General features: G+C 50.7%; 20 protein-coding genes. 7 read left to right on the forward strand and 13 right to left on the reverse strand.

What is annotated here, in order from left to right; genetic code table 11:
- Positions 1–4: 4 nt before the first annotated feature.
- Both PQG83_RS13530 and PQG83_RS13535 read left to right on the forward strand, forming a co-directional pair.
- On the forward strand, positions 5–658 hold the full coding sequence (locus tag PQG83_RS13530) for an isochorismatase family protein (protein WP_312741995.1): 654 nt from the start codon (positions 5–7) through the stop codon (positions 656–658).
- Positions 659–830: 172 nt separating this feature from the next.
- Positions 831–1,298, forward strand: coding sequence for a helix-turn-helix domain-containing protein (locus PQG83_RS13535; protein WP_312741998.1), 468 nt, complete (start codon positions 831–833; stop codon positions 1,296–1,298).
- Between the two features lie 352 nt (positions 1,299–1,650).
- On the opposite strand, the gene PQG83_RS13540 is transcribed toward PQG83_RS13535, so the two are convergent.
- The 4 genes from PQG83_RS13540 to PQG83_RS13555 form a co-directional block, all read right to left on the reverse strand.
- Complete coding sequence (locus PQG83_RS13540) at positions 1,651–2,478, reverse strand: sensor histidine kinase (RefSeq protein ID WP_312742001.1); 828 nt, start codon at positions 2,476–2,478, stop codon at positions 1,651–1,653.
- Between the two features lie 538 nt (positions 2,479–3,016).
- Positions 3,017–5,158, reverse strand: coding sequence for a V-type H(+)-translocating pyrophosphatase (locus PQG83_RS13545; RefSeq protein ID WP_312742004.1), 2,142 nt, complete (start codon positions 5,156–5,158; stop codon positions 3,017–3,019).
- A gap of 502 nt (positions 5,159–5,660) precedes the next feature.
- Positions 5,661–6,263 carry a pseudouridine synthase gene (locus tag PQG83_RS13550; protein ID WP_312742007.1) on the reverse strand — a complete coding sequence of 201 codons (603 nt, stop codon included), beginning with the start codon at positions 6,261–6,263 and terminating at the stop codon, positions 5,661–5,663.
- A gap of 69 nt (positions 6,264–6,332) precedes the next feature.
- Positions 6,333–6,566, reverse strand: coding sequence for a hypothetical protein (locus PQG83_RS13555; protein WP_312742035.1), 234 nt, complete (start codon positions 6,564–6,566; stop codon positions 6,333–6,335).
- 467 nt (positions 6,567–7,033) lie between these two features.
- On the opposite strand from PQG83_RS13555, the gene hflK reads away from it, so the two are divergent.
- From hflK to PQG83_RS13570, 3 genes are all read left to right on the forward strand, one after another.
- A complete protein-coding gene (gene hflK, locus PQG83_RS13560) occupies positions 7,034–8,074 on the forward strand; it encodes an FtsH protease activity modulator HflK (protein WP_312742037.1) in 1,041 nt (346 codons plus the stop codon).
- Positions 8,071–8,928: a protease modulator HflC gene (gene hflC / locus PQG83_RS13565; protein ID WP_312742039.1), complete on the forward strand. Its 858-nt coding sequence runs from the start codon at positions 8,071–8,073 to the stop codon at positions 8,926–8,928. Before hflK ends, hflC begins: the two co-directional genes overlap by 4 nt.
- A 66-nt stretch (positions 8,929–8,994) precedes the next feature.
- The gene (locus PQG83_RS13570; RefSeq protein ID WP_312742041.1) at positions 8,995–9,660 is read left to right on the forward strand and encodes a pentapeptide repeat-containing protein; all 666 of its coding nucleotides are present in this window, start codon (positions 8,995–8,997) and stop codon (positions 9,658–9,660) included.
- A gap of 219 nt (positions 9,661–9,879) precedes the next feature.
- On the opposite strand, the gene PQG83_RS13575 is transcribed toward PQG83_RS13570, so the two are convergent.
- The 6 genes from PQG83_RS13575 to PQG83_RS13600 all read right to left on the reverse strand — a co-directional run bounded on the left by PQG83_RS13575 (position 9,880) and on the right by PQG83_RS13600 (position 16,590).
- The gene (locus tag PQG83_RS13575; RefSeq protein ID WP_312742044.1) at positions 9,880–12,015 is read right to left on the reverse strand and encodes a PAS domain S-box protein; all 2,136 of its coding nucleotides are present in this window, start codon (positions 12,013–12,015) and stop codon (positions 9,880–9,882) included.
- Positions 12,016–12,079: 64 nt separating this feature from the next.
- The gene (locus PQG83_RS13580) at positions 12,080–12,250 is read right to left on the reverse strand and encodes a hypothetical protein (RefSeq protein ID WP_312742047.1); all 171 of its coding nucleotides are present in this window, start codon (positions 12,248–12,250) and stop codon (positions 12,080–12,082) included.
- Positions 12,251–12,476: 226 nt separating this feature from the next.
- The gene (locus PQG83_RS13585; protein ID WP_312742050.1) at positions 12,477–12,773 is read right to left on the reverse strand and encodes a hypothetical protein; all 297 of its coding nucleotides are present in this window, start codon (positions 12,771–12,773) and stop codon (positions 12,477–12,479) included.
- Positions 12,774–13,353: 580 nt separating this feature from the next.
- On the reverse strand, positions 13,354–14,283 hold the full coding sequence (locus PQG83_RS13590; RefSeq protein WP_312742053.1) for a CobW family GTP-binding protein: 930 nt from the start codon (positions 14,281–14,283) through the stop codon (positions 13,354–13,356).
- A 60-nt stretch (positions 14,284–14,343) separates the two neighbouring features.
- Positions 14,344–15,105 carry an SIMPL domain-containing protein gene (locus tag PQG83_RS13595; RefSeq protein ID WP_312742056.1) on the reverse strand — a complete coding sequence of 254 codons (762 nt, stop codon included), beginning with the start codon at positions 15,103–15,105 and terminating at the stop codon, positions 14,344–14,346.
- Positions 15,106–15,360: 255 nt separating this feature from the next.
- Positions 15,361–16,590, reverse strand: a complete 1,230-nt coding sequence (locus tag PQG83_RS13600) for a TraB/GumN family protein (RefSeq protein ID WP_312742058.1) — start codon at positions 16,588–16,590, stop codon at positions 15,361–15,363.
- A gap of 127 nt (positions 16,591–16,717) precedes the next feature.
- Here PQG83_RS13600 and PQG83_RS13605 point away from each other — a divergent pair, with 127 nt between their 5' ends.
- Positions 16,718–16,921, forward strand: coding sequence for a hypothetical protein (locus PQG83_RS13605; RefSeq protein ID WP_312742059.1), 204 nt, complete (start codon positions 16,718–16,720; stop codon positions 16,919–16,921).
- Between the two features lie 35 nt (positions 16,922–16,956).
- Here the strand turns inward: PQG83_RS13605 and PQG83_RS13610 are convergent, their stop codons facing one another.
- The 3 genes from PQG83_RS13610 to PQG83_RS13620 form a co-directional block, all read right to left on the reverse strand.
- Positions 16,957–17,268: a hypothetical protein gene (locus PQG83_RS13610; RefSeq protein WP_312644755.1), complete on the reverse strand. Its 312-nt coding sequence runs from the start codon at positions 17,266–17,268 to the stop codon at positions 16,957–16,959.
- A 55-nt stretch (positions 17,269–17,323) separates the two neighbouring features.
- On the reverse strand, positions 17,324–19,108 hold the full coding sequence (locus tag PQG83_RS13615; RefSeq protein ID WP_312742060.1) for an aminopeptidase P family protein: 1,785 nt from the start codon (positions 19,106–19,108) through the stop codon (positions 17,324–17,326).
- Positions 19,109–19,282: 174 nt separating this feature from the next.
- A complete protein-coding gene (locus PQG83_RS13620; RefSeq protein WP_312742062.1) occupies positions 19,283–19,618 on the reverse strand; it encodes an STAS domain-containing protein in 336 nt (111 codons plus the stop codon).
- A 357-nt stretch (positions 19,619–19,975) separates the two neighbouring features.
- Between PQG83_RS13620 and recQ the strand changes: the two genes are divergently transcribed.
- On the forward strand, positions 19,976–22,276 hold the full coding sequence (recQ, locus tag PQG83_RS13625; RefSeq protein WP_312742064.1) for a DNA helicase RecQ: 2,301 nt from the start codon (positions 19,976–19,978) through the stop codon (positions 22,274–22,276).
- Positions 22,277–22,403: the final 127 nt, after the last annotated feature.

Genomic DNA, 22,403 nt, shown 5'->3' on the forward strand with positions numbered 1-22,403 from the left:
GAACATGAAACTCTCCAAGCATTCCTCCCCATCGGATTCTTCCTCTACCCGAATCTCAACCGTTCCTCAACCCGATCAGCATTCCGCGCTCCTCTTAGTCGACTTACAAAATGACTTCTTTCCGGGTGGGGCACTGGCCGTTCCCGAGGCAAACAGCCTCATTCCTCTCATCAACGCCTACATCAAACACTTCAGCCGTCAGGGTTGGCCCATACTGGCAACCAGAGATTGGCATCCGGCTAATCACAGCTCCTTCACCGAACAACTAGGTCCCTGGCCGGTTCATGGAGTTCAAGGATCACGCGGTGCTCAATTCCATTCCGACTTGGTCCTTCCTCCCGGGATGCTGGTCATTTCTAAAGGAACCGACCCGAAGAAAGATTCGAGATCGGGCTTTGATGGTACGAGTCTGGCCGACCGACTGGAAGATCTCAACGTCCTAACATTGTATGTCCTGGGACTACCGACCGAACATTGCGTCAAGCACACGGTTCTCGATGGCTGTCAACGCGGGCTTCGAGTCGTCTTGCTCACCGATGCCACAAAAGGGAGCGACCTCCAACAGGATGTCTCTCCGCCTGTCCTCCAAGAAATGACCGATGCAGGCGCCCATCTCGCGAATAGTCGCGACATCGGAATCCCCGCCTCTTTCCGCTGAACAGTTTCTGCCCTCCTCCAAGTACCATACGGAGGGTGATTTCCCTATGCTTCGACTGGGGAAAATTGCGCTATCATCACATCCACGTTTTTCCTGCCCTTCTTTTGATCTTTTAACCGATGGTGCACATTTATCCTCAAGAGTTGTATGGAGAAATCCGAGAAGTGGATTCATGAGACCAAAGGGGAGTGCAGCAAAACTAGAATCGAGACGCCGATTGGCTGCCAGCCTGTTGGCTAGAGGTCGAGGCATTCGCGAGGTCGCACGAACTATCGGGGCAGCGCCCTCGTCCGTCAAACGATGGAAAGATGCACTCGAACAAGGTGGGAAAAATGCCTTAAAGTCTAAACCACATACCGGTCGTCCATCCCGCCTTTCGCCCAAACAACGCCAACATCTCCTCCTTATGCTCCAACGAGGACCCCAAGCCGCAAAGATGCGTGGTGATCATTGGACCTGTCGCCTGATTGGCCGAATGATTCGCCAATGCTTCGGGGTAAAGTATCACCCCGACCATGTGAGTCGGATTTTGCGAGGATTGGGTTGGAAAAATAAAATGAAAATCAGCCCGATTAAAAAAAACAGTAGGACGACCCAACCACGCCTTCGGCGCTCAGGCCAATCCCGACGCCATCGATAAGAAATTTTTCGATGGAGGTCACTTCAATGCGCCATGACCCAGAGGTCAGTTCGGCCTCCTGGCCATAATCTCATTCTTGGTTCATTTCTCGATAACTTCTTAACTTTCCTTAGAGATCGTCCTTCACCTGCCATTCACCACCACGTTCAGCTCAGAGGACCGTTCTGTCTATTACCAGCTTTGGCCCCAAGGGAATGTTTCATGCAAACCCCCGCAAAATGTGCCGCTTTGCGGAGTACTGCAAGAAGATCCCTGACGCACACCACGATTAACAACAACTTTAAGCAGGCCAGGGCCTCTGCCAGTGTGGCTGACTGAGTGCTGGGAAAAGCACGTTTTCACCTTCTTCGATTCATTCTTTTTTCCCTTCTCCCTCCTCGACAATAATCGCCCGAGGAAAGTACACCCGAAAGGTGGAGCCTTGCCCAGGAATTGAATCGATTTCAATGTTTCCTTGATGCCGATCTATGATGCGACGCACAATGGCCAAACCCACCCCTTGACGACCCTCCGGCTCCACAGCAGGATGGGAGAGCCCTTCAAAAATTCCGGCATGATGGTCTTCCGCAATCCCGATACCGTTATCCCCAACAGAATAGACCGACCAACCATGCATCGTTTTACCGGAGATTATAATTTCTCCCGGACGTGCAGGATCAAGATATTTCTGGGCATTATCAATCAAAATCGAAAAAACTTGAGTCACTAACACCTCATCACCCATACAATCCGGAAGATCCTCAATCCGCACAAGAACTTCCCTGCTCTTGAGTTTCCTCTCCATGGAAGTCACGATTCCCATCACCAGTTGATTCACGTCCAGGCCTTCCCACCGAAGGCTAATCTGCCCAAGCCGGATAAACTGAAGAAGTCCCCACGTGATACCACGCACATGATCCACCTCCCCCTGAATATGCTGTACTGCCTGGGGAATATCTTCTGTGGGGAGAGGACCGAGTGGCTCCCGCGCATAATCGGCTAGCACCTCCTCCTCAAACAATGCATTCAGCCGACTGCATGCCATAGTGATTGTCTGACAGGCGTCCTGGATTGTTGTCAGTGAAGCAGGAAGATCCTGGGAGATCATCTGTACCAACAGATCCACATCTGTGGAGGAAACCGCCTCAGATTTTCCTTTCCTCTGAAAAGAAAAATCTCCTGGTTGTTTGGGTGGCTCCATACGGGGTAACTCCTTTTCCGCCCGCCATTTCAGTCAGTTAAGAAACCTGCCCGCCGGAACTAGGCAGGACATATGCCAATAGAGAGGGACCACCATGTCTTTCTGAAAGCGTTGTCCTTCACATTCTAAAAGTACCGGAACAACCGCGAATGAGAAAAACAGGAGTGCCTCAGGGCGCCTCCCATTTTCACCAAAACAGAGATCTCGCCCTTAAAAATTTTAAACCATCAATCTTTGTGGTAATGAGGCCGAAAAATGAGGGGGAAAACCGATGGAATGACCATCTTGGTCAGCCACCGCAAAGGAAAGAAAAAGGGAATGAAGAGAGAGATAAAAACTGTACAAGGAATGGAATAATGACAAACACAACATCAAGATAAAAATGAAGACAACAGACAAAGGCAAAGTCAGTTTCGCTCTATAACCTAAAATGGAAACACCATCATCTACATTAACCATTATAACAAGGATGACAGCATTCGTCCCAACAAAACAAAAGGGAACTGCGGTCCGGTTGGGCGATCCTGCTCTGTAGAAATTACTTTATCAAGAGCCCCCCGTACTGAACGAAAAATGGCACAAACACCAATGACAGGATAGCTGAAAGTTTGATCAGGATATTCAACGAGGGCCCTGAGGTGTCTTTCAGGGGATCACCCACGGTATCACCAACGACTGCGGCCTTGTGGGTGTCCGTACCCTTCCCCCCAAGATTTCCAGCCTCAATATATTTCTTTGCATTATCCCAAGCCCCACCACTATTCGATGAGGAGATGGCGATGACCCCACCGGCGACAAGGGACCCGGCAAGCACACCAGCCACCGCTTGAATGCCAAAAAGGAATCCAGTGATCAGCGGCGTTCCCATGATCAGAATGCCTGGTGCAATCATTTCTTTCAGGGCAGCTTGAGTTGAAATGGCGACACATTGCTCATAATCCGCCTCGGCCTTTCCTTCCATGAGGCCGGGAATGGTGCGGAACTGCCGTCGGACTTCTTCGATCATCTTATAGGCCGCCGACCCTACCGATTTCATCGTCATGGCGGAAAAATAGGCCGGCAACACAGCCCCGATAAACAACCCGGTAAACACGAGGGGATCCAATAAGTTAATACTGCCTAATAGATCATATTCTGGGCCATGTTGTTCCTTGAGCAGCAAGTCCGCCCGGGTGAGAAAGGCTGCGAACAGGGCCAATGAGGTCAGGATAGCCGCACCGATGGCAAACCCCTTCCCGATGGCGGCCGTCGTATTTCCGGCCGCATCCAACACATCCGTCCGCTTGCGGACGTGTTCCGGCATACCGGCCATTTCAGCGATACCCCCGGCATTATCAGAAACCGGCCCATAGGCATCGATGGTGAGTGCAATCACAAGCGTGCCCAACATACCTAAAGAAGCAATGGCCACCCCGTACATACCGGCTAACATCCACGGAATATAGATGGCAAGACCAATGGCGAGATAAGGACCCACGGCACTCTTATAGCCGAGCGCCAGTCCAAAAATGATATTCGTAGCTGCACCTGTTTCACATGACTTCGCCAATTCCCGCACAGGCCCATAGTCATGGGCGGTATAGTATTCAGTCATTAATCCCACGGCCAGCCCCGCAATTAAGCCTGACAGGAAGCAAAAATATACACCCAGATCGGTATACGCCTGCCCGCCAATCTCAAAAGTATCCGGAAGCATTGCCTTGGTGACAAACAGCATCACCACGGCCATCAACGCACTGGAGATGATCAGCATCTTTTTCAACGCCGGACCAACCTGGTCTTCGGAATTGACCTTGATCATCATTAGGGTGAGAAGGCTCACGGGGATGCCGATGGCAGAAATAAGGATTGGATATAACAACGCATCAACCATTCCTGAAAAGGCGACCGCGCTAATCACCATCGCAGCACAGGTGCTTTCCGCACAAGAACCAAAGAGATCGGCCCCCATTCCGGCTACATCGCCCACGTTATCGCCCACGTTATCGGCAATCACCGCAGGGTTACGCGGGTCGTCTTCCGGAATGCCCGCTTCAACTTTCCCCACCAAATCAGCCCCAACATCCGCGGCTTTTGTGAAAATACCGCCACCCACACGAGCAAATAACGCAATAGACGAACCCCCCAGACCGAAGCCGGCAATGACTTCCATCAAAATATGCGTCGGGAGTTGAGCCGGCATGATACTTTTGAGTCCAAGATAGATAATTAACAGTCCCAAGACCGCCAAACTGACTAATGCAAACCCCATCACGGAGCCGGAATGCAGGGCAACATTAAATGCGGAAGAGAGGGATTGGTTGGCAGAGACGGTCGTTCGTACATTTCCTTGCGTGGCGATTTTCATCCCGATGAAACCCGAGGCAATCGAAATGATGGCGCCAAAAATGAAGGCAATAGCCGTGTACAGCCCTTCATTCACGTAGTCGGTGTGATGATCGTCAATTAACACCGCAATGATTGCGGCAAAAACCACCATGAAGATGGCCATGATTTTGTATTCCTGTTTCAGGAATGCCATGGCCCCGGTGGCAATAGCCGAATGGATTTTCGCCAGACGCTTCCGGGTTTCCGGATCTTCGACACCCATATCAATGGGGATCTTCAGGACCGATGAAGAGTAGTAAAACGCAACAGCTAATCCAAGAACAGACAAAGCCAGAATAATAGTTACCGACATGTTAGGAATATCTCCATTCTTATGTAAGTGACCAATTAAGTGACCAATAGTGAATTGTTCGCACCGGCTCAAAAGAAACTATAGGATGAGACCGTCGAATTCCGGCTATGGGCTAAGACCCTACGGCACAACCTAAGATCCGACCCTCTATTTGTCCACAGAGAAATGCCTCATTCTGGAATCAACTTCCTTCTATCGTTCTGGCTTGGGGACAAAACAGCGCGCGAGGGGTGGCCCTGGACCGACCAGACACCATCATGACATCGGCCTGATTTAAGTATGTGTCATGCCGCCGTTCCGCCGGTCATCAACTCATGTTCATTAGATGACGAGCGCTGAATTTTACCTGTCCGGGCAACAATGTTCAAGGTAAAAACCCTAATAAACATTTTTACCGGCACCATTACCATGATCAAGGTCAAACATGAGGGATGGTTCAGGCTCCTGCCAATTATTTCATCCGAATGGCTTTTTCCCGTCCACGAACGCGACACAGAAAGCCCTACGACAACCCGCGCAATTCTCCTGCTCGAAGCTCCCTCCATTGTCCTGGCGCAAGAGAGCCCAACCGAATCGGCCCGATGGCGACACGAATGATCCTTAGAGTCGGATGTCCCACTTGAGCAGTCATATGTCGAATCTGCCGGTTCATGCCTTCCTGAATTTCCATCCGCAACCATGCCGTAGGAACGGATTTGCGAAAACGAATAGGGACCGGACGAGGATAGACGTCTGGCTCTTCATGAAGAAGCTGCACCTTAGCCGGTCGGGTCCTTTTGCCCTTGACCATAACGCCCTCCCGAAGCCCCATGAGGGCTGATTCATCCGGAATACGTTCCACTTGCACCAAATAGGTTTTGGAAACTTTTTGAAATGGCGAGGTCAGACGATGAGCCAGATCTCCATCAGAAGTCAGCAGCAGAAGGCCCTCACTATCCATATCCAATCGACCGGCCGGATACACCCGTGCATCAGCCACATAGTCGGCTAACGTCGGACGTCCTTCTGAATCGGTAAATTTTGACAGGATCCCGTAAGGCTTATGCAGCATCAGATGTCGATGAGATGCTTGCGAGGATGTGCCAGCTTGAAATTTGGACTTCATTAATCTGCGCGTCCGGTCAATAAAAAAATGCCTCTCCTGACTTTCTACATGACCTTTCCTCTGCCTCCCTCAATTATTCCAGGAAGAACATCCGACGGGAGTGATACCACAAAACTTCACCTTAGCTGACGCCGTATCTACCACAAACATTCCTCCCTGAACTCCCTCAACTCTAATCCCTTGGTAACGACCAGGAATAAGATCCTCATTGATAGAAACGACAGGACCTGAAAAAGCTCGGCTCACCCCCACAACACTCACAAGCATCAAACCAAAAATTAATAGTTTTCTCCATGTCGTCATAAACATCCCTCCTAAAAAATAAAACCTATTTCATCGTTGTCATATTTCCAAGCTCTCTGCGACTATTGGATCAACATCAACCACTTATGGGCAAGTGAGAAACGTCTCCAACCTGACTACCGTATGAAGGCCTCTCACCGATCAACCCAGTCTCCTTTCACGCCAAATATCATAAGAAATGATCAGACCATACAATGTTGATATTTTCTTCATTTAGTCCTAACAGGAATAAGAGATTTTTTATTCCTGAATGCCAATCTAGGTCTCTCATACGGCCCATTTAACAAAAAAGCAAATAGAACGAACTTCTATCCCATTAAGAGCTGCAGCGCTCCACTCTCTGCCTGTTTGGAATAGGATTCATTGATCTTTTATTGCCCCATCCAAAAATTTCTGTTACCGTGGCTCACGTAACTACAGTAATCACCTCGCACGTCCCGCTTGTAACTCAAATATAGGACTAACGTATGGCATGGGAACCTAAAGATCCGTGGGGAGGAAGCGGTCAAGACCCCCTCGATGAAGCGCTTCGGAAAGCACAAGACCAACTCAATCGACTCGTGCCCGGCCGGGGTTTCAAATCAATCATTTACATCGTCTTGGCAGTCCTGGCTCTCTGGCAATCGGTGTTTATTGTAGCCCCGGACGAGCAAGGTCTGGTGAAACGATTTGGCGATATTGTCCGCGAGGTTGAATCCGGCCCACATTTTAAAATTCCATTTGTAGAAACAGTCGACACTCCAAAAGTTGAAAAACTCCATCGAGTGGAGGTGGGATTCCGCCAAGACCGTGGACGCACCCAATTCGTTCCCAGAGAAGCCCTCATGTTGACCGGTGACATGAATATTCTGTCTCTTGAGTTCATCGTCCAATATAAAATCAAGGAAGCTAAAAATTATTTATATAAAGTCGCCGATGTCGAGTCCACGATTCACAACGCGGCTGAAGCAGCCATGCGGGAAGTCATCGGCAAAAGTAAAATTGATGAAGCGCTAACGATCGGCAAAGCCCAGATTCAACAGGAAGCTCAAGACCTGCTTCAAGGCATCCTCGATCAATACCTGGCCGGCGTACAAGTGGCCACAATCCAACTTCAGGATGTGAATCCTCCGGATGCCGTCGCCGCGGCTTTTAAAGATGTCGCCAGCGCCAAGGAAGACCGTGAAAAACTCATTAACCAGTCTCACGGCTACCGAAACGATCTCATCCCCAGAGCAAAAGGGGAAGCGGCTCAAGGCATCAACCAGGCCAAAGGGAGCGCACAGTCACGGATTGCACGTGCGGAGGGGGAAGCCAATTACTTTCTCCAGACTTTAAAAGAATACAAACTGGCCAAGGATGTCATCAGTAAACGGGTATACATTGAAACGATGGAAGAAGTCATGGCCAATACGGAAAAAATCATTTTGGACTCGAAGGCCTCAGGCAATGTCCTGCCCTTTCTTCCGTTAGACCGCCAATCCCGCTCTAGGGGAGAAACAACCACGCAAGGAGGGGACTCCCGATGAAACAAAATCTCCTCATTGGTGTCATATTAGTTTTTGGATTGCTTTTGGTATTAGGTCTTTCTCCGTTTTTTGTGGTCGATTTAACCGAAACAGCTATCGTGGTCGCATTGGGGAAACCTGTCGAGACCATCACGGAACCAGGGCTGAAATTCAAGATTCCCTTTTACCATCAAGTCACCTTTTTTGATAAACGCTATTTGGACTATGACGCTCCCGTACGCGATGTCATTACTAGTGACAAGAAGTCTATGGTGATCGACAATTTCGCCAAATGGCGCATAGTGGACCCCTTAAAAGTCTATCAGGCCTTTCAGACACAACGAGGGGCCCTTCAGCGCCTGGACGATATCATTTACTCGGAATTGCGTGTTGAGTTGGGCCGGCATGAACTGACGGAAATCGTTTCCGCAAACCGGGCGTTGATCATGAAAGTCGTGTCAGATCGTTCCAACGAAAAAGCCTCGGCCTACGGGCTGGAAGTTTTGGATGTACGGATCAAGCGGGCTGATTTGCCCGAGCAAAATGAAAAAGCTATTTTCCAACGGATGCAGGCCGAACGGGAACGGCAGGCCAAACAATATCGAGCAGAGGGAGAGGAAGAAGCCCAAAAGATTCGCTCCGAGGCCGAGAAAGACAAGCAGATCATTCTGGCAGAGGCCTATAAAACCGCACAGGAAATTCGCGGAGACGGTGAAGCTAAAGCCTACAAAATCTATGCGACCGCCTATCAACAAGGCCCGGAGTTTTTTGAATTTATCCGAACCATGGAAGCCTACAAGAAAACCTTTGCGAACAATACGACGTTGGTTCTCTCCCCGGATTCGGAATTCCTCAAGTACCTCAAAAAACGGTAAACAGGCAAAAACCCACCACCTTCAGCCAGGCGATCCGGTTCGTCGTTCAATCCCGACACTCTCCTCATGGCCAATCCTGAACATGTTGAACGCCTCATCAAGGGAGGGGTCGGGGAATGGAATAAATTTCGACGGACAAGCCAGTCCATTCAACCAGACCTGAGCGGAGCTGATCTTTCCGGGTACGACTTTACCGGGCTTGATTTAAGCCAGGCCAATCTGGAAGGGGCAGACCTTTCAGACGCCTATCTCTTTCATGCCAATTTAACAGAAGCCAACCTCTCCGGGGTGAACCTCACCGAAGCCGATGTGCAGGAAGCCAATCTGATCAAGGCTAATCTCTCACATGCCACCATGACCAGGATTGATTTGTCCGGAACCGGGCTCATTGCCTGCAACCTGGAGGGCGCGAATCTTGAGGGGGCCACCCTTACACGTGCTTCGCTTCCATGGGGAAATCTTACCCGTGCCAATCTGGCCAAAGCCAAGCTCAACTTAACTGATTTGCGTGAGGCTCAACTCATACAGGCTAATTTGGAAGGGGCTTCCCTTCAGGATACATCCCTGACCGGGACGAACTTACAGGGAGCCAATCTCCAAGGCGCCACTCATATCTCCATTGATCTGCTCGCCAAAGCCAAATCTCTGTATCAAACCATCCTTGATCCGGACCTAAAGGGAACCCTTCTGCAATCCCATTCTCACCTTTTCGAAAAACCAGTTGACCTATAGAAAATAGTTCCAAGCAATTTTAATTTTATTCCTAGGGACGGCTAATTTACGAAGTTTTATCCATGCCATTATTGTACGTATCGATGCAAGGCGGTAAGCATTTGAAATAGTCTTGTTCAGCAAGGCGGTGGCACTTTGGCAGGCGAAAGGTCAAGATTCGCAGGTAACAATGGACCAAGATCATGTATGAATGGCCATTCCCCTGTATCAAGGATCCCGCTAAGGAAGAATTCCTTCTGGTTTCAAAATCTTTGGAGTCATCGGTAATTGGATGGTGAAGGTGGTGCCTTTCCGTGGTTCACTATGTACGCTGACCGTTCCTGAATGAGCATCAACCACATCCTTGACTATCTTCGTCCCCAATCCAGTTCCCCCGGCTTTACCGCTGATCGCATCTTTAGTAAATAATCTGTCACGGATTTCAGGGGGCATTCCCCCACCCGTATCTGCGACCGTTAACACCACGGTTCTTCCATCTAACCCTATTGACCCACCAATGGTGACTGATCCACCGGCAGGGGTTTCCGGAATTGCATTATTGACCAGATTGTAGAGGGCGTTGAACAAACGGTTCTCATCCGCCTGAATGTGCGGAAGGACGTCAAGACCTTGCGTGTTTAGGGAAACACCCATCTCCGTGGCATAGAAGCGAAGGATGCCGAAGACGCCTTCGACCACTTCCGACACCTGGCATGGAGCAAACCGTAGCGGGCTGGATATACCTTTGACCGTATCGGCAATCTCCCGCATGCGACCTTGAATCCGACGGGCATTCTTCACGATCATTTCGACCGCCTCGTTGGAAAATTTCCTTGAGGCCGACAATTCCTTCGGAGTAACGTCAGGTAACTTCTCAAACAATTCTTGAAGATCGTCGTCTAGCAATTTGGCGCCATTCAGCACCGGCATGAGCATATTCTTGATATCGTGAGCAATATCCCCTAGCATCACTGTCACGCCAGCGAGTTTTGTTTCTTCCAATAATTCGGCAGTCATTCGTACCCGCTCGCTAATATCCTTGAACGTCACCACAGCCCCAATTAAAATTCCATTTTCCCGGATCGGCGAAATGTAGTAGTCAACAGGGAAAGAGGTCCCATTTTTGCGCCAGAGCACCTCTGTATCATCATGATAAACCGTTCCCTCCCTGAGCGCGGCATGAATAGGACAGGCTTCTCTGGGATAGGGTGACCCCTCGGGTTTCGTATGATGAATCAGCTCGTGCATCGGCTCGCCAATTAATTCCTCGACCTTGTATCCCAGCATAAGAGTCCCGGCCGGATTCACAAAAGTGGTTTTGCCTTCTCTATCCAATTCATAGATCCCCTCTCCCGAGGCGGCGAGGATTCGTGCGTAGTGCCTCGCGAGATTTTGGTGTGTTTCCATCACTCTTTGACGTTCAATGGCCGTGGCGATGCGATCAGCCACTAAACCAAGACTGTGCCACATGAAACTGGTCAAGGGTTGCCGGGAAAACACCGCCATAACCCCCACCACCTCCTGGTCGATCAGCAACGGATACCCCGCAAAGGACACAAGCCCTTTTTTCTTAGCCCATGCCCGTTCTGGAACCCCGGAATCATTGATGATCGCATTGGTCAGATAGGGCCTCTTCTCAAAGGCAATCTGACCGATTTGCGAATGGCCAAATGGCACGGAACCGGCCAAATGAGTAGAAAGCCCGGCACTAGCCTGCAGCTCCAAACCTTCCTCCATAGAATGCATCGTCCAGAAACCGGCCCAAGCCCCATCCAGATGACTTATGAACGAATCCGCACAACCCTGCAGGCGGACACTCAGCGTTTGGTCACAGTTCAGGACCTGCCCCACCTCCGCCTCAAAGGCCAACATTCGGTTCCGTTCCTCCAGCACCTTCTCCGCCAGTTTCCGCTCAGAAATGTCGCGTATGATGCCACAATAAAATGTCTCATTTTCGAGGTCTGATTTTGAAGGAGCCATCTCAATAGGGAATTCCTCCCCGTTCTTTTTCAAACCATGTAGTTCGAGGGTTTTCACGATGCCGCCCCCATCGACTGCTGATCCCACCCGTTCCATTCCATAGCGATGCGCTTCGTGATACCGAGCCGGGATAATCCGAGTCAGTGGACTCCCCAGGATTTCCTCGCGGACATACCCAAACATCCTTCTGGCACCCTTATTCCAAGACAAGATGGAGCCGTGCTCATCCCACAAAATAATGGCATCCGTGGCGGTCTGTACGACAGATTGAAACCGTTCTTCACTGGCTGTCAACTTCTGAGTCAATTCCCTGGATGAATTCCTGGAAGCCGTACCTTTTGATGTATGGGTGTGGGTTGTTATGATTTCGCTCCCTGTCGTTTGAGTGTTTTTCATTGTCTTATGAAATCCATTACAAAATCCTATAAATAAAACCCTTAAAACTGTATTGAAATACGCTTTACGGTGCAGAAGCCCGCCATTTGCGATCAAGAAACCATATGATCCCGTCAGACAACCCCAAAATGACAGTCATGACCACCCACCAGGTCCCGACCACTAATACCGGAATCAACAAAAGGCCCACCAATCCCATGACGATCCCTAAAACGGCCCACATGACCAGTTCCATGTTTCACCTCCATGCAATAAGCTCAGACAAGTTTAGATATGAGGCAGGGGGATCTCCCATTGGACGCTCTCACCTCACCCTTCCCTTCCGAGGGAAACGGTGAGGCGAAAGAGCCATACTCAAAACCGGCAGGGATTCAACTTCACACTGCTCCGAGCCAGTCGTGAGACACTTTCCTCAGGAAGACTCCCGGGACACCAACAAGCAGGGGCACCCGGATCGGGCCTCAGAAAGTCAGTGACGTCTGATTGATTGTCCTGGCAGTCTCAACTTGTTGGCAGCTTTCTTCCGCCAACATAAGTTGCCCGCTACTGGCATTTTGGGGAATTCTTCCCAGACAGGCTTTTAAAGTGTCCTGGACACTTCCCACCGCAATTTGCGTGAGACCTTGAGCCTGCGCCTCGGCAGAAGACATCGGTTCTGTTCCTTGTGGGGCGGCTAAAGTCAGTCCCGGCAGGATCAAAGGAACGAGCGCCATGGAGGCAACAAGAATGGTGCGTTTCATCAATAAAGTGTGTTTCATGGTTATTCTCTCCTTCTTTAAAAAAAAGGTAAAAAAAGTGTCTCCCACGTCACATGGGGCCATATGACGTGGCAAACAAGATGGCAACCTGCCTAGAAAGTAAAGGTCCTTACTCCTTCAAAGGCAGTTCCCTACACAGCGGATGTTGGCCTCTCGATAAAAGACGCATAAATGGCCGCACCCCAAAAGAGAAACATGAGGCCTAAGAGAGCTTCCAATGGATACATAGTGTTCACCTCTTTCCTGGGACCGCAGGGGTCAGGAATGAACTCTCCCGGAACCTGATCTGACGACCAGCGTTACAATCGAAGCCGTTGATCGGCACCGATTGGTGAGAAGAGTTTAGGCGTAGGCTTGCGGAGACAGAGGAATCAGACGCGCAGGAAGGAAAGTTGAAGCGCGAGGGATAGGAGAGTCAACGTAGATTCATACGTCATATATCCACGCTATACCTTAAACAGGAGGGTGTCAAGGCTACACCATGTGCGTCTTTGAGTTAGTCGACAATTAAAGTTGAATTCCCACAAGTCCTGCATGAATGAGAACCCGATCCGTGGAGAGATGGGCAAGGCCGGAGTGTCTATTTTCGGCGGATGGCGACCAGGCGGCCAAGCATTTCTTTGGGAAATTGCGAGGGAGGCGAGCTCAGATCAATGCGGGGGCCAACGCCTTGAACCAGCTTCGGACCTTCTGAGGTGTTCACGATGCCTTTGATGCGAAGAGTGTTAAGGGGTTGAAGTTCTTGGATGAGCTGTTCGGGCGTGAGGTCGTCAGGAAAGGAGAGTTCCTCTGCTTCAAATTCCTCATGCGTGTGAGGAAGGAGTTCGGGCTTTCGTTGAGAGTTGGGTGAACCCTTTTTGGCGGGGAGGGAAGGAAAAACAATCGCCGTATCGATTTCCCCCTGAATGCTTCGAATCACTGGAGCACCAGGGGCCATGTCCTGAAGAAGGTTTTCCAATCGACCGATTGAGTCTGATGGAACTAAATCGACTTTATTGAAGACCAACAGATCTGCCGAAGAGACTTGTTGCTCAAACGTGCCCTCCAAGTCCCGCCCGTGTGCCACTTGTTCCGCATTGACGACAACCACCGCTAAACTCTCACCCACCCACTCCGTGACGGGCTCACGCCAAAATGTCAGGAGCGTTTCGAAGGGTAAGGCCACGCCGGATGTTTCCACCACCACTCGATCCGGACGAATAGTTTCCCACAGATTCTGCAACGTGTTGAGTAATTCACCGGAAAGCTGGCAGCACACACACCCTCCTTCCAGTTCCACATACCCTGGACCGCCTTCTTCTTGAAGCAGAGCCCGATCAATGCCTAATTCACCAAATTCATTGGAGATCACAGCCAATTTCAGCCCCTGTTGTTGAGCATCCGCAATCAAATGCTTGACAAGCGTCGTCTTACCAGCCCCAAGGAAGCCGGACACCACCAATGCCGGAACGCCAAGATCTGCTCCAGCTTTTCCAGTACGTGCAACAGCTTCTGGTTTTTCATTGTTCATGGAGGGAATGCTCCTGAGCACTATGGGCCGGGGACCAGAGTCAGATAAAGACAGAATTGATTACTTCTGACTGATTTCATACACCAGGAGGACGGAACCACGTATCGAGATTTCACCTGCCGACACCGATGCTTCTCCTCCGCTATCCATCGCCATCGCCATGCGGTATCGACCCTCAGGAGGGGATGGAGAAACGCCACCTTCCGAGACATTGATCATCCGAACCAATTTGAGGTTCAAGGCCTGAGCCAACGCCTCAGCCTTGGATTGGGCTTGGGCAGAAGCCTGTTTCAAGACTTCAAGCTTGGTGGGTTGTTCATTTTGCAAGCCCCAGGCAATGCCTGAAAATCTGTTGGCTCCAACCTGTAAAAGCCGGTCAACGACCTTTCCCACCACCTCAAGATTACGCACCTCCACATTGACCTGGTGGACGACACGATAGCCAATGATACGGGGAACACTGTTCTCTAACGTTCCATCGGTTGGACGTCGCGGGGGTGGTGGATATTCAGGAATGACGTTCAAGGACGTCGTTTGAATGAACTCAGACGGAATATTAAACCCTCGGCACTCCTCCAAGACCTTCGCTACCCGCTCCTGATTCTCCTGTTGAACATCGGACAGCTTTTCTCCGACTGTTTCGACCGCAAAACTCAACACCGCTTTATCAGGAGACACATTGATCATCCCCTCTGCGGAAACCGTTAATCGTGGAAGATCCTCATCATTCGTTTCCGCCCACCCGGATACCGGGAGCAACAGCAATAAAAATCCCAGCACCACACCATTCACTAATGTTGAGGCATTCATGGTCGTAGACATTGACAAACCCCCTGAATGTTTTTGAGAATGGCTTCTAGTTATGACCAACACTGATTCTATTCCTCCTTTGACGCCCTCTGCCTCGGATCTGCCGGACCGTCTCTGCACCTGGTGTCAAACTGCTATGCTGAAACGTCTCGTAGGCGATGGTCGATTTATACACTATACCTGCCCGAAATGTATTTTCCAGCATACGTCAAAAGTCTCCGCGCCCCAACCCTAACCTCACCGTGCGTTGCTTTGTTGGGGTCCTGATTAAAACAAATTGGAAACAATGCGGGTGCCCCCTACCCACGTACCGATGAGACTTCCAATCGTGGGAAGGAGAAAGGCTAAAAATACACGGAGGAGCCGACTTTTCCACCACTTTCGTGGAATGGCAATATCTTCCGCCACCGTTTGAAACTCCCGCACCAGAGGCGGTTGCATATAGGCCTGGACAAACGCCGTGACATACCCGACTCCAATTACGGGGGTGAGACTGGTAAACGGTGCGGAGATAAATGCAGCGGCGATGGTGAGCGGATGAGCCATGGCCAACATCCCGCCAATCCCGCTGGGAATACCATTGGCCAAAATCCAAAACAATAAATTCTCTCCGGCAGCACTTAACCCCTTTTGCCATCCAATCCAGGCAATGGACCCCACAATTAGAACCGGGATACTCCAACCCACGGCTTTCCAGACCGGAGAGACGGGCTGGATGCTTTCCAGCTCCTCCAAGTCCACCGGCTCCCGGCCATGCAATGTGCGGCAAATGCCTTCCACATGCCCGGCGCCAACCACGGCGACAATCCTGGACCCTGCCGCATCGGCAATTTTTTCAGCTAAATAGTGATCCCGCTCGTCAATGAGCACCGTTTTGAGCGTCGGCACCTCTTTCCCTAAGTCCTTCATCATTTCTGAAAGCACATCCTGCTTTTTAAGGTTCCGAATCTCCTCTTCGGAGACTTCAGTGGTATCAAAGATACTCAGCATGAGCGAGGACATTAACAGACTTTTTCGCCAAAATGGGGTGTTGCGCCAGGCACGACGCATCGTCACCCGCACGTCTCGGTCGGCGAGAGTCACGGGAATATCATGCTTGTCGGCCATTCGAATGGCCTCCAGCATTTCGGTACCTGGAATAACGCCCAATTTATCTCCCAACCGTTTTTGGAAGGAAGACAAAATAAGATTGACCATCAGCGTACTGAGCTGCTGCTTGCGGATGATTTCCTTGATGTCCAATGATTCCCATCGATTGGGATGCGAAATGGCTTCAAACCGCTTGGCATCCAATTCTACACAAACACGGTCTGGATGCTCCTGTTCAATGACGAGTTTGACCAAATCCACAGATTCTTGTGACACATGGGCCGTGCCAATAAGAATCACGGTCTTCCCATACACGGACAGACACAAAACATCAGTCTCGTACTGTCCCACCAAGCCTGTGGATGCTTCCGACACAATTCCTGGTGGGGTATAATCTGAATTTTTCATGGGCACACCATGGCATATCCGGCAAGGAACTTGTCAAGCCTCATAGTTATGGATCACAATACTTTCATTAAAATTGAATTCAGCGCCTACCAAAAGACCCTTTCAGCAAGACGACATGGAGTTTTGAGTGCCATCCGAATCTCAACGACCCGTTCAACGTCCTCCCGTCTGGATGTGGATCAGTGCCGATGGAGGACGATGGCGGATTAATCATACACCGAACGGTGTGTGGTCCTGTCGGATTGGTCTCGGGGGAAAACGCCTTGGATCCTGGAAAACCGGACTTCCTCCTAGCCTGGATTCCTGGCCCAAAGGCAACAATCAGGAATAGGGGAATCCCCTTGCATTGAGATTCTCCTGTGAAAATTACAAGTCAAACAGGAAGTTGACATTATCCCCGCCAAAGGCTTTAACCGTTCCCTCAATTACTTTTTCGTTCTCTGAATACACCCACACCGCCACATCCGATAATCCGGTGAGTCGCTTCATCTGTTCCATGAGGACCAGGATAATTTTCCGCCCTCGTTCGCGATCGGCTGACAAACGATGAAACAGTCCCTGCGTGACATGGAGTTGGAGAAGATGACCCTTCACGATCACATTGGTAATCTCAGGATTTTGTCCCATTTGGGTTTTAATGGCATCCACGATCTCTTCATTCGATTTTTGGGTTTTCATATAATAAATAGCTCCAGTTTGACTATGTTGCGTAGCATGGAAGGAATTGGCGGATTTAGCTGAGAGATTGCGTCGCCTGCTCCAACCAAGCACGCGTATCCGTATCCAGAACAGATTGGAGTTCCGCCCACACCCGAGCATGATAGGTATCCACCCACTGTCGTTCGTTGAGCGATAACACCTCCATGGCAATGAGGGCTCGCTCGAATGGCACAATCGTCAGGGTATCAAAGGCAAGAAACCTCCGCGATGAGTTCTTGAAAGACTCATCCTCCACCACCGTCACCAGGTTTTCCAAGCGAATCCCATAGGCACCGGTTTTGTAATAACCCGGTTCATTTGACACAATCATTCCAGGCTTCAGAGCGACCGCATTGGCAGCTTTCCCGATTCTTTGTGGACCTTCATGGACCCCTAAAAAACTCCCGACACCATGGCCTGTCCCATGATCGTAATCCAACCCCATTGCCCATAGGGGCGCACGTGCCAGCGCATCCAATTGGCTCCCTGTGGTCCCCTCAGGAAATCTGGCCGTGGCCAGAGCAATATGACCTTGTAACACGCGTGTATAACGATCACGATGTTCGTCCGAAGGACGTCCAATCGCAATGGTCCGGGTGATATCGGTCGTTCCGTCTAAATATTGCCCGCCGGAGTCAACCAGATACAATGTCCCCGGCTCCAGGCGCCTATTCGTCTCCGGGGTCGAATGATAATGCACAATGGCGCCATTTGACCCTGCACCCGAAATGGTAGGGAAGCTGCAATCCTCCCACAACGCCTGTTTTCGCCGACAGGCATCGAGATAGTCCACGGCCCCTAATTCAGTCACCAGTCCCTTGGGTCCTTCCCGGGCCAGCCACGCCAGAAATTGACACATGGCCACTCCATCCCGTTGATTCGCCGCGTAGGCTCCTGCAATTTCCACCGGATTTTTACAGGCCTTTGGCAGCACACAGGGATCATTTTTATGTACAATGTCAGCCCCACTCTGGCTTAATGTGGTGAAAATCCAGGAATTGGTCTTGGCTGGATCACACAGCACCCGATTCCCATGGGCTCCCAACTGTTGTAAGCCAGCTTCAAATTCCTCTGGTCGTGCAAAGGAAATGTCCGGACCCAAATGCGCTTGCAAGCCCGGGGTGATTTTTTTCTGATCCACAAACAGGGCGACCCGTCCTGTGGCATATAGAATAGCCCGGCACAGGGGTAATGGAGTATGGGCTACATCCGATCCGCGAATGTTCAACAACCAGGCAATGGAATCCGGTGCGGTAATGATAGCCGCATCGATCCGGTCTTCTAAACACCTCCGGCTTAATACCTCACGCTTAACCTGGGAACTTTGACCGGAAAACTCCAGGAGATGAGGCTTGATCACACCTGAGGGTGGTTGAGGCCGATCATGCCAGACCATATCGATAGGATTCGATACACAGGGGACGAGTTGTGCACCGACTCGTTCGGTTGCTGCCTGAAACCGTTCGAGATCCTGCGGAGTATGCAGGGAGGGATCATAACCGATTCGATCGGTTGGTGCTGCACGAAGCGCCAACCATTCATCCGGTAACGTTTCCCCACTATTGTGAAGCGTGAAGCTTTTCTCATCAACCTGGTCAGCCACTTGAAGCGTATACCGGCCATCCACAAACATTGCGGCTTCATTCGGTAAGACAATCGCCGTCCCCGCCGAACCGGTAAACCCGGTCAACCAGGCAAGCCGCTCTGCGCAGGCAGGCAGATATTCATTCTGATATTCATCCGTATGCGGCACCACAAAACCCGTCAATTGCTGACGGACCAGTTCCGCTCGCATCGCCAGAAGCTTCTCACATGCCATCACAACTTTCCTATTACCATAAGCATTCGGGTTTAAGTCCTTTCCTTTAGCGAGCCCATGCGAGGATAACACATTGACTTCTGTCTGCCGATTATTTAAACACACGTACCCCGCGTCGGAAAAATCCAACTACATTATTTTAAACGATGGAAACAAGGAAGCGCACCAGGGAATCTATTGGATGGCTTGCAAGGCAGTCTCTTCAGTGGGATATGTCGGAACCAGTTCGGGAAAGTTTGCGTCTTCGAGTAAAGTTTTCACCGGCTGTTGGGGTTCTACGACACTCATGACCATATGATTGTCATTCAAGTCAAGGTAGGCGAGCATTAATCCCCCCAACCCAATGGTGTCCATGAACGTCACGCCCTCCATATTAAAAATGATATGCCTGGCGCCGGAGAATCTGGCGGATTTCACCATCCCCTGGAACACTTTCCGTGAGTACGCAGTCACCCGTCCAGAAATCATCAAGACCAGCGTTGTATCTTGCATTCGTTCGGCTACTTGCATCTCGACACCAGGGGTTATTTTGTTATTTTCGGCAATTTCCTCCGATTCTTGCTGAATGCCCCCGATTTCCTCATGATGTCGAGGGTCTTGTGCCTACACAGGTAGACAGTCACATTATGGAAAGAGCATTATGACGGATCTTGGGCCGCCCACTGGCAAACATTATACTGAATTGACGAAGAAACTGAGAGAAAATATAGAATATCGCGCCTGAGCGGCAGAAAACCGTCGGAGTGGGCAAGGAGAAGGTAACCGAGGCTCACAGGGGAATGCCCCCCAAGATGAGCCTCGTGTCAGATCAGAATCTCCCTATCAAACTCTTCAGCACCATCTCCTACATTTGCGACAACTTCAATTGTGAAGAACAACCTATCCCCTCAACAGACCAACTCCCGGCACCTGTCCCCCTCAACACAATCTCACCTCCTCTCTCTGTTAAAAGAACATTTTGGTTTCACGGCCTTTCGGCCTTTACAAGAAGAGATCATTCGGGATGTCCTCGCTAAGCGCGACGTGGTGGCCCTGTTGCCCACGGGAGGAGGGAAATCCCTGTGCTTTCAGTTACCGGCGCTGGCCCGCTCGGGCCTGACGATCGTTGTCTCGCCGCTCATTGCGCTGATGAAAGATCAAGTGGATGGGCTCCGTGCCAATGGCATTGCTGCAACATATCTCAACTCATCTCTGACCGCGCAGGAATCCCAGGCACGGTTACGGGGGCTGCATCAGGGTGACTATCGCCTGCTCTACATGGCGCCGGAACGCCTCATGGTCCCCGGATACCTCAGCCTGGTCCGGAATTTTCAGGTCAATCTGCTGGCCATTGATGAAGCCCACTGTATCAGTGAATGGGGCCATGATTTCCGGCCGGAATACCGGCGACTTGTGGAACTCCGAGATCAGGCCCCGAGTCTCCCGATCATCGCACTCACCGCCACCGCCACGGAGCGGGTGCAAAAAGACATCGTCACACTTCTACGATTGCAGGATCCGGCCTGCTACGTGGCCAGTTTCAACCGTCCCAATCTGACCTACCATGTGCAGCCTAAGGACAACCCGTTTGGACAAGTCCTCGCCTTTCTCCGGAAACGCCACAAGGACTCAGGAATTCTTTACTGCCAGAGCCGGAATACCACGGAAAGTGTGGCGGATCGTTTACAGCAAAATGGGCTGAAGGCGCTGCCCTATCATGCCGGCCTGAGTGCCGAAGAACGTACACGTCATCAGGAATTGTTCCTGCGAGATGAAATCCAGGTGATTTGCGCCACCATTGCCTTCGGCATGGGAATCAACAAGCCTAACGTGCGATTTGTCATTCACTACGATTTACCAAAAAACCTCGAAAGTTATTATCAGGAGACCGGCCGCGCCGGGCGCGATGGTTTGCCAAGCGAGTGTGTCCTGCTCTTCAGCGCCGGGGATACGGTCAAGCAGCAGCGCTTTATCAATGAGAAAACCAACTTCCAGGAACAGCAGATTGCCAACAGGCAATTACAGGAAATGGTGCACTATGCGGAATGCGGCACATGCCGACGTCGCACCTTGCTCCAATATTTTGGAGAACAGGTTGAATCAGAAAACTGTGGCGGATGCGACAACTGTCTCTCGCCCAGAGATACCTTCGACGGCACAGATGCCGCACAGACCGTGCTCTCTTGCGTTGAAGAAATTCGTGGGACAAGTGGATTTAGCGTCGGACTCAATCACGTCATCGCCGTACTCACGGGAGCCAACACCGAGAAAATCCGCAGATGGCGTCATGACCATTTAACCAGCTACGGGAAAGGGGAAGGCCACCGGAGGCCCGAATGGGCCGCCATTAGCCGGGAACTCATCCGGCTGGGATATCTCCAGCAAACGGTAGACCCATTCACAGTGTTGGAAGTTACCGACCAGGGTCAGCATTTTCTTCAAGACCCCAAGACGCTCATGCTCACAAAGCCCATGAGCACACCGGAACGCAAGGCGCTCTCTGTCGAAGACCTGGGTCACGACGAGATGCTCTTCACTCGCCTCCGCCAACTACGAAAGACATTAGCCGATGAGGGTGATGTCCCGGCCTACGTCATATTCTCCGATGTGGCACTACGGCAGATGGCACGAGACTATCCGACCAATGAACAGGAATTCCTCCAGATTAGTGGAGTCGGGAATCGGAAATTACAGGAGTTTGGCCCCAAGTTTCTGGCAGTCATTGCGGCACATCTGGAGAATTACGCTCCCCTGAGTATTCCCAAGGAATCGAATCCCCCTTCCACGCCCTCTCTAAGAAACCAGAACCCGGCGAACAATCAAAGAGGTGTTGGGTGCAGGCAGGATTTAGAAGTCAATGAAGAAACGGCCATAAAAAAAAAGCCGCTTGGAGATACCGTCCATCAAACCTTGCGCTATTTTCGGTCGGGGCATTCGATCGAACAAATCGCCAGTGAGCGCGGTTTGGTCACCAGCACCATCTATGGACACCTGGAACAAGCCATCCAAGCCGGTGAACCGGTAGACCTTACACAACTGTGGACATCGGAGCAGGAATTAGAAATGGCAGAAGCCTTCATGAAAACGGGTTTTGGCAATCTCACCGGCGCCAAAGAGCTCCTCGGCAATCTCTACGATTATGGCCAACTTCGGCTCTTCCGTGCCGTTCATGGGAAAAAGTGGCAATGATTGAATCAAATCCCATTTCAGGCATTTAGTATTCCAAGTGGGTGCCTATTACAAGCGTATTGGGGAGTAGTGGAAAAGGTGTTTACCTTGGCTGCAAGTCGTAATCTCCTAGGAGGGCCCCCCGGAA

The sequence above is a fragment of the Candidatus Nitrospira neomarina genome (genome assembly GCF_032051675.1).
In the GTDB taxonomy this organism is placed as follows: Bacteria; Nitrospirota; Nitrospiria; order Nitrospirales; family UBA8639; genus Nitrospira_E; species Nitrospira_E neomarina.

Excerpts from the sequence above, each read along its gene's own strand:
- PQG83_RS13620 (WP_312742062.1), bottom strand. The coding sequence starts at position 19,618 with ATGCAAGTAGCCGAACGAATGCAAGATACAACGCTGGTCTTGATGATT.
- PQG83_RS13585 (WP_312742050.1), bottom strand. The coding sequence starts at position 12,773 with ATGAAACACACTTTATTGATGAAACGCACCATTCTTGTTGCCTCCATG.
- PQG83_RS13570 (WP_312742041.1), top strand. The coding sequence starts at position 8,995 with ATGGCCAATCCTGAACATGTTGAACGCCTCATCAAGGGAGGGGTCGGG.
- hflK (WP_312742037.1), top strand. The coding sequence starts at position 7,034 with ATGGCATGGGAACCTAAAGATCCGTGGGGAGGAAGCGGTCAAGACCCC.
- PQG83_RS13535 (WP_312741998.1), top strand. The coding sequence starts at position 831 with ATGAGACCAAAGGGGAGTGCAGCAAAACTAGAATCGAGACGCCGATTG.
- PQG83_RS13550 (WP_312742007.1), bottom strand. The coding sequence starts at position 6,263 with ATGAAGTCCAAATTTCAAGCTGGCACATCCTCGCAAGCATCTCATCGA.
- PQG83_RS13610 (WP_312644755.1), bottom strand. The coding sequence starts at position 17,268 with ATGAAAACCCAAAAATCGAATGAAGAGATCGTGGATGCCATTAAAACC.
- hflC (WP_312742039.1), top strand. The coding sequence starts at position 8,071 with ATGAAACAAAATCTCCTCATTGGTGTCATATTAGTTTTTGGATTGCTT.
- PQG83_RS13590 (WP_312742053.1), bottom strand. The coding sequence starts at position 14,283 with ATGAACAATGAAAAACCAGAAGCTGTTGCACGTACTGGAAAAGCTGGA.
- PQG83_RS13600 (WP_312742058.1), bottom strand. The coding sequence starts at position 16,590 with ATGAAAAATTCAGATTATACCCCACCAGGAATTGTGTCGGAAGCATCC.
- PQG83_RS13555 (WP_312742035.1), bottom strand. The coding sequence starts at position 6,566 with ATGACGACATGGAGAAAACTATTAATTTTTGGTTTGATGCTTGTGAGT.
- PQG83_RS13575 (WP_312742044.1), bottom strand. The coding sequence starts at position 12,015 with ATGAAAAACACTCAAACGACAGGGAGCGAAATCATAACAACCCACACC.
- PQG83_RS13530 (WP_312741995.1), top strand. The coding sequence starts at position 5 with ATGAAACTCTCCAAGCATTCCTCCCCATCGGATTCTTCCTCTACCCGA.
- PQG83_RS13540 (WP_312742001.1), bottom strand. The coding sequence starts at position 2,478 with ATGGAGCCACCCAAACAACCAGGAGATTTTTCTTTTCAGAGGAAAGGA.
- PQG83_RS13595 (WP_312742056.1), bottom strand. The coding sequence starts at position 15,105 with ATGTCTACGACCATGAATGCCTCAACATTAGTGAATGGTGTGGTGCTG.
- PQG83_RS13545 (WP_312742004.1), bottom strand. The coding sequence starts at position 5,158 with ATGTCGGTAACTATTATTCTGGCTTTGTCTGTTCTTGGATTAGCTGTT.
- PQG83_RS13580 (WP_312742047.1), bottom strand. The coding sequence starts at position 12,250 with ATGGAACTGGTCATGTGGGCCGTTTTAGGGATCGTCATGGGATTGGTG.
- PQG83_RS13615 (WP_312742060.1), bottom strand. The coding sequence starts at position 19,108 with ATGGCATGTGAGAAGCTTCTGGCGATGCGAGCGGAACTGGTCCGTCAG.